Source organism: Rhodopseudomonas sp. B29, assembly GCF_000333455.1.
GTDB lineage: Bacteria > Pseudomonadota > Alphaproteobacteria > Rhizobiales > Xanthobacteraceae > Rhodopseudomonas.
In genome coordinates this window covers 1-12,724 of the sequence record NZ_BADD01000802.1, presented here as the reverse complement: position 1 = coordinate 12,724, position 12,724 = coordinate 1, and the positions used below count along the sequence as shown (strand labels likewise).

Below are 12,724 nucleotides of genomic sequence, written 5' to 3'. Positions count from 1 at the left end.
ATCTGGCGGCCTATGTGGACGGCCGGCTCGATGATTCGCGCCGCGCCGAGGTCGAGGCTTACCTCGCGGCCAATCCGGAAGTCGCAGCGCAGATCGACAGCGACATCGCCGATCGCGACGCGCTACGTGCCCGGCTTGCGCCGATCGCGGCCGAGCCGATTCCGGCGCGGCTCAGCATCCCCCATCTGCAGGCCTCGCGCCGAGGCTCATTGACGCGCACCACCGGGGCGATCGCGGCGGCGCTGGCCTGCCTGCTGATCGGCGGCGGTGCCGGCTTCGGCCTGGCCGAGCACCTTTATCACACCCGTCCCACCGCTCTGGCGGCTGCTCCAGTCGCCGACGATGCCATGCTGGCGTGGCGAACCTACGCCGTCGAGGTCGCGCATCCGGTCGAGGTCGCGGCCGATCAGGAAGACCATCTGGTCAAATGGCTGTCGAAGCGACTCGGCCGCAAGCTGACAGCGCCGAAGCTGGACTCGCTCGGGCTCAAGCTGATCGGCGGACGGCTGCTGCCATCCGGCGCGGCACCGGCGGCGCAATTCATGTACGAAGATGCGCAGGGCCGCCGCGTCACTGTCTACGTGCGGCCCGGCGGCGCCGGCGAGCCCAGCGCCTTCAGGTTCGAACAGACCGGCAATCTGGCTGCATTTTCCTGGATCGACGCGAAGCTGAGCTATGCGGTGGTGGCCCAGACCAACCGCGACCATCTGCTCGGCATCGCCCGCGCCATCTACGATCAGTACGAGGCGTTGTGAGCGACGATTAGTTCGCCGTCCCCGGGCGCTTCATCATCGCCAGCACCAAGCCAGCCGCGGACGCAATCAGCGCCGGTACGGCAGCGACCAGAAACAGCGTCTGGTTGTCGACATGCCGGGCCAGCATATAGCCGCCGACCAGCGGACCGATGATCGAGCCGATGCGGCCGATGCCGAGTGCCCAGCCGACGCCAGTCGAGCGGATCGCGGTCGGATAGTAGGTGGCGGTCAGCGCGTTGGAGGAGATCTGGCCGCCGACGATGCAGAAGCCGGCGGCGAAGATCGCCAGCGTCACCAGACTGGCCGAATGGCCGAGCATGCCGATCGCCGCCACCCCGATCGCGGCGCAGAAGAACGTGATCGCCAGAGCGCCGAACGAGAACCGGTCGACAAACCGCCCGAGCGTGAAGGTGCCGATGACGCCGCCGATCTGCAGCACCGCGCCGATCGCCGCCGCCGCCGAGATCGAGACGCCGAGATCGTTCAGCACCGTCGGCAGCCAGTTCGACAGCAGATACAGATCGAGCAGGCTCATGAAGAACACCACCCACAGCAGCAGCGTCGTGGCGGTGCGGTTCTCGGTGAACAGATGCGCCACGGGCAGACCACTGAGCTTCGGCTCGTTGACGACGAAGCTCGCCGTATCGAGGCCTGGCGCCGACGGCGCCAGCCGTGCCAACACCGCGCCGACCTCGCGGTCGCGGCCGCCGCGAAGCGCCAGGAAGCGAATCGATTCCGGCAGCGCGCGCAGCAGCACCGGCACCAGCAGCAGGGGACAAAGCCCACCGACCACGAACACCGAACGCCAGCCGAACGTCGGGATCAGTGCTGCCGCGACGATGCCGCCGATCGCGGCGCCGATCGAGAAGCCGGCGAACAATTTCGATTTCGAAGGCTTCCTGCACGGCGCCATCGGCGCCGCGTTCGACGTCGAATTCGATCACATCGGCTTCTGGGATCTGCGTTTCGCGGTCGCCGACAGCTATCGCGCCGGCCGCGTTTTCATCGCCGGCGACGCTGCGCACAGCCATCCGCCCTATGGCGGCTACGGCATCAACAGCGGCCTCGAAGATGCCGTCAACCTGTCGTGGAAGCTCGCCGCCAAACTGCAGGGCTGGGGCAGTGAGGCGCTGCTCGACAGTTACGATCTTGAACGCCGTCCGGTGTTCGCCTCGACGGCGCGCTTCTTCATCGAGAAGAGCATTTTGGACGACCGCGATTTCCTGCGCGCCCACGATCCGGCTCGCGACAAGGCGGATTTCGAAGCCGCCTGGAAGCTCAGGCAAACCGGCGCCACCGCAGAGGTCAACGCGTTCGAGCCGAACTACGAAGGCTCGCCGATCGTCATCGGCGCTCACGCCGGCACACCCAGCGCGATCGGCTCACACGCCTATCAGGCCCGCGCAGGTCATCATCTGGCGCCGCATCCGCTGTCGGGTGGCGCGAATGTGTTCGATCGCTTGGGCGACGGCTTCACGCTGATCGATCTCGGCAGTGACGCCGCTCGCACCAAGCCTTTCGTCGACGCAGCGAAGTCGCTTGGCGTACCGCTGACGGTGATCACCGACACGGCGGACGATGGCCGTGAGAAGTATCAGGCCGAGCTGATACTGGTCCGTCCTGATCAGTTCGTCGCCTATGCGGGCGACGACTGCGATGCCGATGCCTTGCTCAGGCAAGCGGCCGGCGTCGTGTAGCGAATAGGAAGGTTTGGGTCGCCGCGATCAACGCTTGCGGGCTTTGGCTGCCTTGCGCGGCTGAGGTGCCGCGGCGGCATCGGCCTGCATCTCGGCTTCTTTGGCGAGCCGCAATTCGCGCAGGCGTGCCATGTTGCTGCGGACCGCGACGGACTCGCGCTGAATCTCAGCCATCCGGGTCTGGCCTTCCTGCTGCGCCATCAACTTGCGGCGCGCACGTTCGACGCTGACTTCCGAGGGCTCGTTGCTTTTTCCGGCCATGTCATCCTCCGGTGGGGACGGGCGCCCGGCACTTGGGCCGAGCGCACCAGACCGCGCCGCCGAAGCGACGCGGCGAAGCAGTTCGCTCAGGCGAGCTGCAGGTTTTCCGCGCTGGTCTTGCCGCGCATCTTGTCGGTCTTGAGTTCGAACGTAACCTGCTGACCTTCGGCGAGGCCGGACAGACCGGCACGCTCGACGGCGCTGATATGGACGAACACGTCCTTGCTGCCGTCATTCGGCGCGATGAAACCAAAGCCCTTTTGGCCGTTGAACCACTTAACAGTACCTGTCGTCATTGTCGTCTCCAAAGCATATCAACGCGAGGCGTCATCGCGTCGCGATCCAACTAATCGGATGTCTTTGGAAGGAGCCCGCGGGCGCATTCAGAAAGGCACAGCGGCTAATCGAACTTTCCCAGTTTAGCCCGAACAGGGCCAAATAACAAGGAACATTTCGGGATCAGGTTCCATGCCCGATTGTCAACATCCCACCTACGGATCCAGCTCGGTGTCCCAGTACAAGTAATCGAGCCAGCTTTCGTGCAGATAGTTCGGCGGAAACGAGCGGCCGTTGCGATGCAGCTCGTGCACCGTGGGGGCGAACGGCGTTTGCCGCGGCCACATCTTTGCCTGCGCGGTCGTGAGATTGCCCTTCCGCAGATTACACGGCGAGCACGCCGCGACGACGTTCTCCCAGGTGGTCTGGCCGCCTTTGGAGCGCGGGATGATGTGATCGAAGGTGAGGTCTTCGGGTGCGCCGCAATATTGGCAGACGAACTTGTCGCGCAGGAAGACGTTGAACCGCGTGAAGGCCGGATGGGTGGTGGGTTTGACGAAGGATTTGAGCGACACCACGCTCGGCAAGCGGAACTCGAAGTTCGGGCTGCGGACCGCGCGGTCGTAATACTCGACAATATTTACGCGGTCGAGAAACACTGCCTTGACCGCGTCCTGCCACGACCAAAGCGACAACGGATAGTAGCTGAGCGGCCGGAAATCCGCGTTGAGCACCAGAACCGGCCAACCGCCTTGTGAGACATGCGCGTTCAAGAAACGCTCCTGACCCCCGTCGATCGACGCTGCGAAGCAGCATGCAAGGCATACTACGATCAGCGTGACGGGCTTGTGAAGGGCCAAGGCGATCTTGCCCGGCGCGAAGGCGGCAAAAATCGGCCAAACTACCGTCGCCACGAGAGAAATTGCTTCTCTGGATCGAGTTCCCGACGAGGCGATTTTTGCAATGTTTTGGGGCTGATTGACGCCGGCACGATCCGGCGGTCTGATCCCAAAAGCTCCCTCATCCATCAGCCGAACACAGTCCCGGAGGCGTCCATGTCCAGCGCAGCAACCGCCAAGATCGCCGAAGCTACCTCGCCCGCCTCGACCGGCCACACCCCGGGCCGCGGCCGGGTCTACGACTCGATCGCCCAGGCCTATGGCGACACGCCGCTGGTACGGCTCAACCGGCTGCCGCAGCAGAACGGCGTCAAGGCAACGATCCTGGCCAAGCTGGAGTATTTCAACCCGGCCTCGAGCGTGAAGGACCGTATCGGCGCCGCCATGGTGGCGGCGATGGAGCGCGAGGGCATCATCGAGCCCGATACCGTGCTGATCGAGCCGACCTCCGGCAACACCGGCATCGCGCTGGCCTATGTGGCCGCCGCTAAGGGCTACCGGCTGAAGCTGGTGATGCCGGAATCTATGTCGATCGAGCGCCGCAAGATGCTGGCATTTCTCGGCGCCGAGCTGGTGCTGACCGAGGCCGCTAAAGGCATGAAGGGCGCTATCGCCAAGGCCGAGGAGCTGATCGCCTCGACGCCGAACGCCGTGATGCCGCAACAGTTCAAGAACCTGGCCAACCCGGAAGTGCATCGCCGCACCACCGCCGAGGAGATCTGGAACGACACCAAGGGCAACGTCGACCTGTTCGTCGCTGGCGTCGGTACCGGCGGCACCATCACGGGCGTCGGCCAGGTGTTGAAGCCGCGCAAACCGTCGCTGCGCGTCGTCGCGGTCGAGCCGGTCGAGAGCCCGGTGCTGTCCGGCGGCGCGCCCGGCCCGCACAAGATTCAGGGCATCGGCGCCGGCTTCGTGCCGGACATTCTGGATCGCTCGATCATCGACGAAGTCGTCCAGATCGCCAGCGCCACTGCGCTCGAAACCTCCCGCGCGCTCGCCCGCCACGAAGGCATCCCCGGCGGCATCTCGTCCGGCGCCGCCATCGCGGCCGCGATCGAACTCGGCAAGCGCCCGGAGAACGAGGGCAAGACCATCGTGGCGATCGTGCCGTCGTTCTCGGAGCGTTATCTGTCGACTGCGTTGTTCGAAGGCGTGGGAAGTTGAGGCGCACTCCCAGTCAAGTGCAGGTCATTCCGGGGCGCGCGTAGCGCGAACCCGGAATCCCTAGATTATTGAGGATCGATCTAGATTCCGGGTTCGCTCGCTACGCGAGCGCCCCGGAATGACTCGTTGATAGCTACGCGTCCGCCAATTCCCGATACAGCTTCGCGTAGTGCCCGGCCGGATTGCGCCACGACACATCTGTCGTCATGCCATTGATCTGCAGATTGCGCCAGGCGGCGTGGTCGGCGAACAGCGCTTGGGCCTTGGCGAGCGCGGCGGCCAGAGCGTGCGCCGTGACGGGCGTGAACTGCACACCCGTTGCTACGCCAGTAGCAATCGCCATTTCGTTGGCGTCCACCACGGTGTCGGCGAGACCGCCGACGCGAGAGACGATCGGCACCGCGCCATAGCGTAGCGCACACAGCTGCGTCAGACCGCAGGGCTCGAACCGCGACGGCACCAGAAGCGCATCAGAGCCGGCCTGCATCTGATGCGCCAGAGCTTCGTCATAGCCGATCACGACGCCGACCTGGCCGGGATACGTCAGCGCAGCCGCGCGGAACGCCTGTTCGAGCGGCGCGTCGCCGGAGCCGAGCAACGCCAGTTGGGCACCGCCCTTGAGCAGCTCGGGCAGCACCTCGATCAGCATGTCGAGGCCCTTTTGCCACGACAGCCGGCTGACCACGCCGACCAGCAGTGCATCCGCCGCGGGCTTCAATCCAAACCTTGTCTGCAGCGCCTGCTTGTTGCGCGCGCGGGCGCCGATGGTCTCGACATCGTAGGAGACCGGAATCAGCTCATCGCAGGCCGGATCCCAGACCTTGTCGTCGATGCCGTTGAGGATGCCGGACAGATCGCCGGCGCGAAGCCGCAGCAGGCCGTCGAGCCCCATGCCGGCTTCGGTGCCCTGGATCTCCTGCGCGTAGCTCGGCGACACCGTGGTGATCCGGGTCGCGAGCTGGATGCCGGCCTTCAGATAGCCGATCGAGCCGTAATACTCGACGCCGTCCATCGCGTAGGCGCGCTCCGGCAGGCCGAGCCTGGCCAGGAGTTCGCGCGGAAATTGGCCCTGGTACGCGAGATTGTGGATGGTGAAGACGGTCTTCGGCCCGCGCTTGCCGCTGTAGTGCAGATAGGCTGGGAGCAGCCCGGTCTGCCAATCATGGGCGTGCAGCACGTCCGGCGCATAGCCGGGCATGAGGCCCTGACCGAGCCGCGCGCCGGTCTGCGCCAGAGCCGCGAAGCGCAGCGCGTTGTCGGGCCAATCCTTGTTGTCGGCGCCAACATAGGGATTGCCCGGCCGGGCGTAGAGATGGGGCGCGTCGAGCACCAGCAGATCGAGCTCGCCGCAGCGCGCCGCGACCAGCCGCGCCGGACCGCCGAACAGCTCCGGCAGATCGAGCACCGTCTGGCCATCCTCGATCGCCTGCAGCACAGACGGATAGCCGGGCACCAGCGTCACCACCGCGATGTCGTGCTGCTTCAGCGCGGTCGGCAGAGCGCCAGTGACGTCGGCCAGGCCGCCCGTCTTGATCAAAGGGAAGATTTCCGACGCGATCGAGAGCGCCGTCAGCTGCGTCATGGTTAGAGCCTGTCGATCATCGCCCGGGTGATCAGGCAGATGCCGCTGTCGGTGCGGCGGAAACGCTTGGCATCGAGTTCGGGGTCTTCGCCGACGACGAGGCCATCGGGCAGCTTCACCTCGGCGTCCACCACCACGTTGGTCAGCCGGCACGAGCGGCCGATATCCGCATAGGGCAGGATCACCGCGCCTTCGACCGTCGAATAGGAATGTACCCGCACGCCCGTGAACAGCAGCGTCGAGCGCAGCGACGCGCCCGAAATGATACAGCCGCCCGACACCAGCGACGAGATCGCCTCACCGCGGCGACCTTCCTTGTCGTGGACGAATTTGGCCGGAGGCGTGATCTCGCCGTAAGTCCAGATCGGCCATTCGCGGTCGTAGAGGTCGAGCTGCGGCACGATGTCGGTGAGGTCGATATTGGCGGCCCAATAGGCGTCGACTGTGCCGACGTCGCGCCAATAAGACGTCGCCTCAGAACTCGAGCGGCGGCAGGATTTGTCGAAATGATGCGCCACGGCTTTGCCGTGCTTGACGATGTAGGGGATGATGTCTTTGCCGAAATCGTGCGACGAATTCGGATCGGCGGCGTCGCGTTTTAATTCCTCGATCAGGAATTTGGTTTCGAACACATAGATGCCCATGCTGACCAGCGACTTGCTCGGCTTGCCGGGCATCGGCGGCGGGTCGTCCGGCTTTTCCAGAAACGAAATGATGCGTTCGGACGCATCGACATGCATGACGCCGAATGCGCTGGCATCCTCGCGCAGCACTTCGAGGCAGCCGACCGTGACATCGGCGCCTTGGTCGACGTGCTGCTGAAGCATCTTTTCGTAGTCCATCTTGTAGACGTGGTCGCCCGCCAGCAAGACGATGAACTTCGGATCGTAGCTCTCGATGATGTCGATGTTCTGATAGACAGCATCAGCCGTGCCCCGATACCACATCTCTTCGGAGACGCGCTGGCTGGCCGGCAGAATGTCGAAGCTCTCATTGCGCTCCGGCCGGAAGAAGTTCCAGCCGCGCTGCAAATGCCGGATCAGGCTGTGGGCCTTGTATTGAGTCGCCACAGCGATACGGCGGATGCCGGAGTTCAGCGCATTTGATAGGGCGAAGTCGATGATGCGCGACTTGCCGCCGAAATACACCGCCGGCTTGGCGCGCCAGTCGGTCAACTCCATCAGCCGGCTGCCGCGTCCTCCAGCCAGCACATAAGCCATGGCGTAGCGGGCGAGTGGAGCGGTCATACCGTTACTCATGCAGTTTCCCGTGCTGCGGCCGGCCGTGTTGCCAATACCGATTGTCGTTCATCGCATCGCCCCCGAACGGGCGCAAGCCGGCTTTGTTGCAATGCCATCGTGACCGAGGCGCTCGGCGCTGGCAACGCGTTGAGGCGGACGGTAGTTTGAATAATTGAAAGCGCATCCGACCTTCGGCGGATTTGGCTGCCCGCCGTGTTGTGCTCGGGATCAAGACGTGACGATGGGCGGTGACGTTTCAATGACGACCCGTCACCGCCCTTCGTCAGGTCATGATTCGCACCGGGACCGACTTGGCAGCAGGTGTCTTCGACGGTCCGTCGTGATGCCAGACCGGCATCAGATGATTCATCTCCGGGTAGTAGGCACCGAGGCAGCCATTCGGGATCTGAAATGGCGTCACCTTCAGCGGCCCGGCGCGGCGCGGAATGCCGTCGCCGGCGTCGCTCTCCAGCCACACCGTCTGCCCCTCTTTCAGCCCGGCGCGTTCGATCTCGTCGGGATTCATCAGCAGCACATCGCGCTTGCCCTCGATGCCGCGCAGCCGGTCGCTGAAGCCGTAGATCGTGGTGTTGAACTGATCGTTGGACCGCATCGTCATCAGGCGGAAGCGACCGGGCGCATCTTCGAAGCCAATCGAGTTCAGCCGTTCCGGCGTCGTGAACTCGGCCTTGCCGCTTTGCGTCTTCCAGATCCGCTCGCGGGCGGCATTGCCCTTGTAGAACCCCCCTGGCGTGAACATGCGGTCGTTGTAATCGTGGAACATGTCCGGATAGGTCTTGGCGATCTCGTCGCGGATCAGCGCGTAGTTGCCTGTCCAGTCGTCCCATTTGAGCTTCGGATTGTCGGGCAGCGTCGCCTTGGCGATGCCAGCGACGATCGCGACTTCGGATTTCAGATTCTCGCTCGCCGGCGTGCGCAGCGCGACCGAGCCCTGGATACAGGAGAAGGTGTCCTCCATCGTCACCGCTTGCGGCCTGGTCGCCTGGATGTCCTGCTCGGTGCGGCTGAGGCACGGCAGCAAATAGGCGGCCTTGCCGTTGACCAGATGACTGCGGTTGAGCTTCGTGGCGATCTGCACGGTGAGCTGCATCCGCGTCCAGGCATCTTCCATCGCGTCGCGCTCCGGGATGGCACGGACGAAATTGCCGCCGAGCCCGATGAAGGCTTTGACCTTGCCGGCCAGGATGCCGTGGCAGGCATCAACGGTGTTCATGCCGTGATCGCGTGGCGGCGAGAAGTCGAACTGTTCGGCCAGCTTGTCGAGCGGAACGAGGTCGGGCTTCTCGCTGATGCCGACAGTGCGTTGGCCCTGCACGTTGGAATGGCCGCGCACCGGCGAAATGCCGGTGCCCTCACGGCCGATATTGCCCTTGAGCAGCAAGAGATTGACGAACATCGCGACGTTCAGAAAGCCATGGGCGTGCTGGGTCAGGCCCATACCGTAGATGCCGATCACCTTCTCGGCCTTGACGTAGACTTCGGCCGCGCCCTCGATCGCCGCCCGGGTCAACCCCGACTCGGCTTCGATGTCGTCCCATGCCACTGCGCGAACCTTGGCCTCGAACTCTTCGAAACCGTGCGTGTGCGCCTTGAGGAAGTCGGCATCGAGTACGCGCTTGCCGTTCTGCTTGGCTTCGTCGTCGCGAGCGAACACATGCTTGCACAGCCCGACCAACACGGCGACGTCGCCGCCGGTCTTGACCTGATGATACTGGCTGGAGATCTGAGTCTCCTTGCCGGTGATCATCTCGGCCGGGTTCTGTGGATTGGTGAAGTATTCGAGCCCCCGCTCACGGATCGGATTGAAGGTGATGATTTCGACGCCGCGCTTCGCTGCCTCCTGCAGCGGATGCAGAAAGCGCGGACTGTTCGAGCCGGGGTTCTGGCCGAAGAAGAACATCGCGTCGCATTTCGACAGATCGTCGAATACCACAGTGCCGACGCCGACGCCGAGCAGCTTCTTCAGCGCCACCGAGGTGGTCTCGTGGCACATGTTGGACGAGTCCGGCAGATTATTGTGGCCATAGACGCGCGCAAACAGTGCGTAGAGATACGATGTCTCCAGGCTGGCGCGACCAGACGAATAGAACACGGTCGATTTCGGATCGAGCGCGCGCAGACGCTCGCCGATGCCCTGAAACGCCTCGTCCCAGCTACACGGTTCGTATTTGTCGGTCTTCGGATTGAGGCGCAGCGGATCGGTCAGCCGTCCCTGCTGCTCGAGGTCGTAATCGCTCCAGGTGCGCAGCTCGGTGAGCGTGTGCTGAGCGAAGAACTCGGGCGTGCAGCGCTTAGTGGTGAGATCCCACAGCGTCGCCTTGGCGCCGTTCTCGCAGAATTCGAAGGTGTGGTAATCGGCCGGCTTGGCCCAGGAGCACGACACGCACATGAAGCCCTCGGGCTTGTTCTGGCGCATCAAGGTTTCGATTGCGGCCGGCGTATCCCATTCCTTGCCGAAGATCCGGGCGATGCCGCGCAGCGACCCCCAGCCGCCGGCGGGGCCGCTGTACTCCACGGTGCTGCCGTCGGGCGCGTAGCTGCCCGGAATGAGGGCTTCGTCGGTGCGTGCTTCGTCTTGTGCCATGTGGGGAATCCTGTGCGCGGCCAGCCCCCTCGCCCAAGGTCCAGCAACGGCCTAACCGGCCGTTGCCACCAGGGTTCCAGGAGTGCGCAGAGGATTCGCGGCATCACGCCGCAGCGTACGCCAGCAGGCGCTAGCCGCCCGCTTCCAGACGGCGGATGATGTCGTCGAGTTGGTCGAGGTCGCTGTAGCGAACCTGCAGCGTGCCTTTGCCGTCGCGATCCTCGATGACGACCTTCATGCCGAGCGCGTCACCAAGCCGCTTTTCCAGCGCGAGCGTGTCGGCATCCTTTGGCGGCTTGTCGGCCGAGACCCGCGGCTTCTGCGGCTTGCGCTCGGGCACCCCTTCTTCATGCGCCAGCGCTTCGGTCTGCCGGACGTTCAACCCTTCGGCGACGATCCGCTTGGCTGCGGCCGACGGATCGGGCACGCCGATCAGCGCGCGGGCGTGGCCGGCCGACAGCTGGCCGGCGGCGATCAGGTCCTGAACATCGTCCGGCAGCTTGGTCAGCCGCATCATGTTGGCGACGTGGCTGCGACTCTTGCCGACGATCTTGGCGATGTCTTCCTGGCTGCGATTGAATTCGCTGGCCAGTGCCTGATAGCCGCGGGCTTCTTCGAGCGGGTTGAGGTCTTCCCGCTGGACGTTCTCGACGATAGCGATCTCCAGCGCCAGCGCGTCAGAGACATCGACCGGCACGATCGGCACTTCGTGCAACCCGGCGCGCTGCGCCGCGCGCCAGCGCCGTTCGCCGGCGATGATCTCGAAGCGATCGGCTGCGCCTTTCGCCGGGCGCACCACGATCGGCTGGATGACGCCGTGCTGCTTGATCGAGTCGGAGAGTTCGCCGAGCTCGGCTTCGGTGAAGGTGCGGCGCGGATTGCGCGGGTTGGCCTTGATGAATTCGATCGGCACCTTGCGCTGCGCGCGCGGCCGCTCGGTCTGCGCGGCCTCGCCGCCGACATCGCCGATCAGACTCGCAAGGCCCCTGCCCAACCGCGACCGGTGCTCGTCGGCCATCGCCAGCTCCCTCGGGTTCATATCGTTACTCCGCGCTTACTTGGTGTCCGTGACCCGCCGTCATTGCGGTCCGTCGTAGGGTGGGCAAAGGCGCGAAGCGCCGTGCCCACGCAGTTAGTTATCGAAGCGGTCTTGTCGCAGCGCGTGGGCACGCTTCGCTTTGCCCACCCTACGGCCGGCGATTTGTAGCCGATCCTTCGAGGCTCGCTGCGCTCGCACCTCAGGATGACGAACTGCTAGTGGCTGTGCCGCTCCCCGCACCCGCCTCTCCGTCATCCTGAGGTGCGCGCGCTTGCGCGCCTCGAAGGATGACTTCGCACAGCGTCGCCGCGCGCAGCCATCGCCTCAATGCGTCGTGCGCAGTTCGCGCTCGCGCTGGATCACTTCGGTGGCGAGCTTCAGATAGGCTTCGCTGCCGACGCATTTCAGATCGTAGACCAGCACCGGCTTGCCGTAGCTCGGTGCTTCCGAGATGCGGACGTTACGCGGGATCATGGTGTCGTAGACCTTGTCGCCCATGAACTGACGGACATCGGCGACGACCTGGCTCGACAGATTGTTGCGGCTGTCGAACATCGTCAGCACGATGCCGTGGATGGTGAGGTTCGGATTGAGGTTGGTCTTCACCTGCTCGACGGTCTGCAACAGCTGCGACAGACCTTCGAGGGCGAAAAACTCGCACTGCAGCGGCACCAGGATCGCATCCGACGCCGCCATCGCGTTGACGGTCAGCAGGTTCAGCGACGGCGGGCAGTCGATCAGCACGTAGGTGTAGTCGAGCGGCGGATCGACGTTGTTGTTGAGCGCGCCGATGGCGTCGCGCAGCCGGTAGGCGCGGTCGCGGGCGTGGCCGAGCTCGAGCTCGAGGCCCGACAGGTCCATGGTCGAGGCCGCGATCGCCAGCCGCGGCACGGCGGTCGAAACCACCGCGTCGCGCAGCGGCGCTTCGCCAGCCAGCACGTCGTAGGTCGAGACGTTTCGGTTGCGTCGATCGATGCCGAGACCGGTCGAGGCGTTGCCCTGCGGGTCGAGATCGACGATCAGAACACGCTCACCAATCGCAGCGAGTGCCGTCCCGAGATTGATCGCTGTGGTTGTTTTTCCGACGCCGCCCTTCTGATTGGCAAGCGCGATGATACGCGGCCGGCCCGGCTCGGTGTTGGCGCGGTCGCCCTGGTAGATTTCATCGAGTACGGTCATGGCCCTGGCTTCTTCTGGCGGCG

12 protein-coding genes are annotated in these 12,724 nt (G+C 64.6%); 3 read left to right on the top strand and 9 right to left on the bottom strand.

Annotated elements, in window-relative coordinates; translation table 11 throughout:
- Nucleotides 1-755 (top strand): anti-sigma factor (locus tag I5M_RS28885; RefSeq protein ID WP_031338005.1); only part of this gene is annotated, 755 nt, incomplete at its 5' end.
- Nucleotides 756-762: 7 nt separating this feature from the next.
- On the opposite strand, the gene I5M_RS28880 is transcribed toward I5M_RS28885, so the two are convergent.
- Nucleotides 763-1,635 carry an MFS transporter gene (locus tag I5M_RS28880; protein ID WP_022724577.1) on the bottom strand — a complete coding sequence of 291 codons (873 nt, stop codon included), beginning with the start codon at nt 1,633-1,635 and terminating at the stop codon, nt 763-765.
- Between I5M_RS28880 and I5M_RS28875 the strand changes: the two genes are divergently transcribed.
- Nucleotides 1,595-2,452: an FAD-dependent monooxygenase gene (locus I5M_RS28875; RefSeq protein WP_022724576.1), complete on the top strand. Its 858-nt coding sequence runs from the start codon at nt 1,595-1,597 to the stop codon at nt 2,450-2,452. The two genes, I5M_RS28880 and I5M_RS28875, sit on opposite strands and share 41 nt — an antisense overlap.
- Nucleotides 2,453-2,479: 27 nt before the next feature.
- Here the strand turns inward: I5M_RS28875 and I5M_RS28870 are convergent, their stop codons facing one another.
- The 3 genes from I5M_RS28870 to I5M_RS28860 all read right to left on the bottom strand — a co-directional run bounded on the left by I5M_RS28870 (nt 2,480) and on the right by I5M_RS28860 (nt 3,762).
- A complete protein-coding gene (locus tag I5M_RS28870; RefSeq protein ID WP_022724575.1) occupies nt 2,480-2,713 on the bottom strand; it encodes a hypothetical protein in 234 nt (77 codons plus the stop codon).
- 86 nt (nt 2,714-2,799) lie between these two features.
- Nucleotides 2,800-3,009 carry a cold-shock protein gene (locus I5M_RS28865; RefSeq protein WP_031337998.1) on the bottom strand — a complete coding sequence of 70 codons (210 nt, stop codon included), beginning with the start codon at nt 3,007-3,009 and terminating at the stop codon, nt 2,800-2,802.
- Nucleotides 3,010-3,204: 195 nt separating this feature from the next.
- A complete protein-coding gene (locus tag I5M_RS28860) occupies nt 3,205-3,762 on the bottom strand; it encodes an HNH endonuclease (RefSeq protein WP_031337997.1) in 558 nt (185 codons plus the stop codon).
- A gap of 282 nt (nt 3,763-4,044) precedes the next feature.
- On the opposite strand from I5M_RS28860, the gene cysK reads away from it, so the two are divergent.
- Nucleotides 4,045-5,055, top strand: coding sequence for a cysteine synthase A (cysK, locus tag I5M_RS28855; protein ID WP_031337994.1), 1,011 nt, complete (start codon nt 4,045-4,047; stop codon nt 5,053-5,055).
- Nucleotides 5,056-5,188: 133 nt separating this feature from the next.
- Here the strand turns inward: cysK and glgA are convergent, their stop codons facing one another.
- The 5 genes from glgA to I5M_RS28830 all read right to left on the bottom strand — a co-directional run bounded on the left by glgA (nt 5,189) and on the right by I5M_RS28830 (nt 12,701).
- Entirely contained in the window at nt 5,189-6,637 is a 1,449-nt protein-coding gene (glgA, locus tag I5M_RS28850) for a glycogen synthase GlgA (RefSeq protein ID WP_022724571.1), read from the bottom strand.
- Between the two features lie 2 nt (nt 6,638-6,639).
- Nucleotides 6,640-7,896: a glucose-1-phosphate adenylyltransferase gene (gene glgC / locus I5M_RS28845; protein ID WP_031337991.1), complete on the bottom strand. Its 1,257-nt coding sequence runs from the start codon at nt 7,894-7,896 to the stop codon at nt 6,640-6,642.
- 265 nt (nt 7,897-8,161) lie between these two features.
- Complete coding sequence (locus I5M_RS28840; protein ID WP_022724569.1) at nt 8,162-10,483, bottom strand: FdhF/YdeP family oxidoreductase; 2,322 nt, start codon at nt 10,481-10,483, stop codon at nt 8,162-8,164.
- 130 nt (nt 10,484-10,613) lie between these two features.
- Entirely contained in the window at nt 10,614-11,501 is an 888-nt protein-coding gene (locus I5M_RS28835; protein ID WP_022724568.1) for a ParB/RepB/Spo0J family partition protein, read from the bottom strand.
- A gap of 345 nt (nt 11,502-11,846) precedes the next feature.
- Nucleotides 11,847-12,701 carry a ParA family protein gene (locus tag I5M_RS28830; RefSeq protein ID WP_022724567.1) on the bottom strand — a complete coding sequence of 285 codons (855 nt, stop codon included), beginning with the start codon at nt 12,699-12,701 and terminating at the stop codon, nt 11,847-11,849.
- Nucleotides 12,702-12,724: the final 23 nt, after the last annotated feature.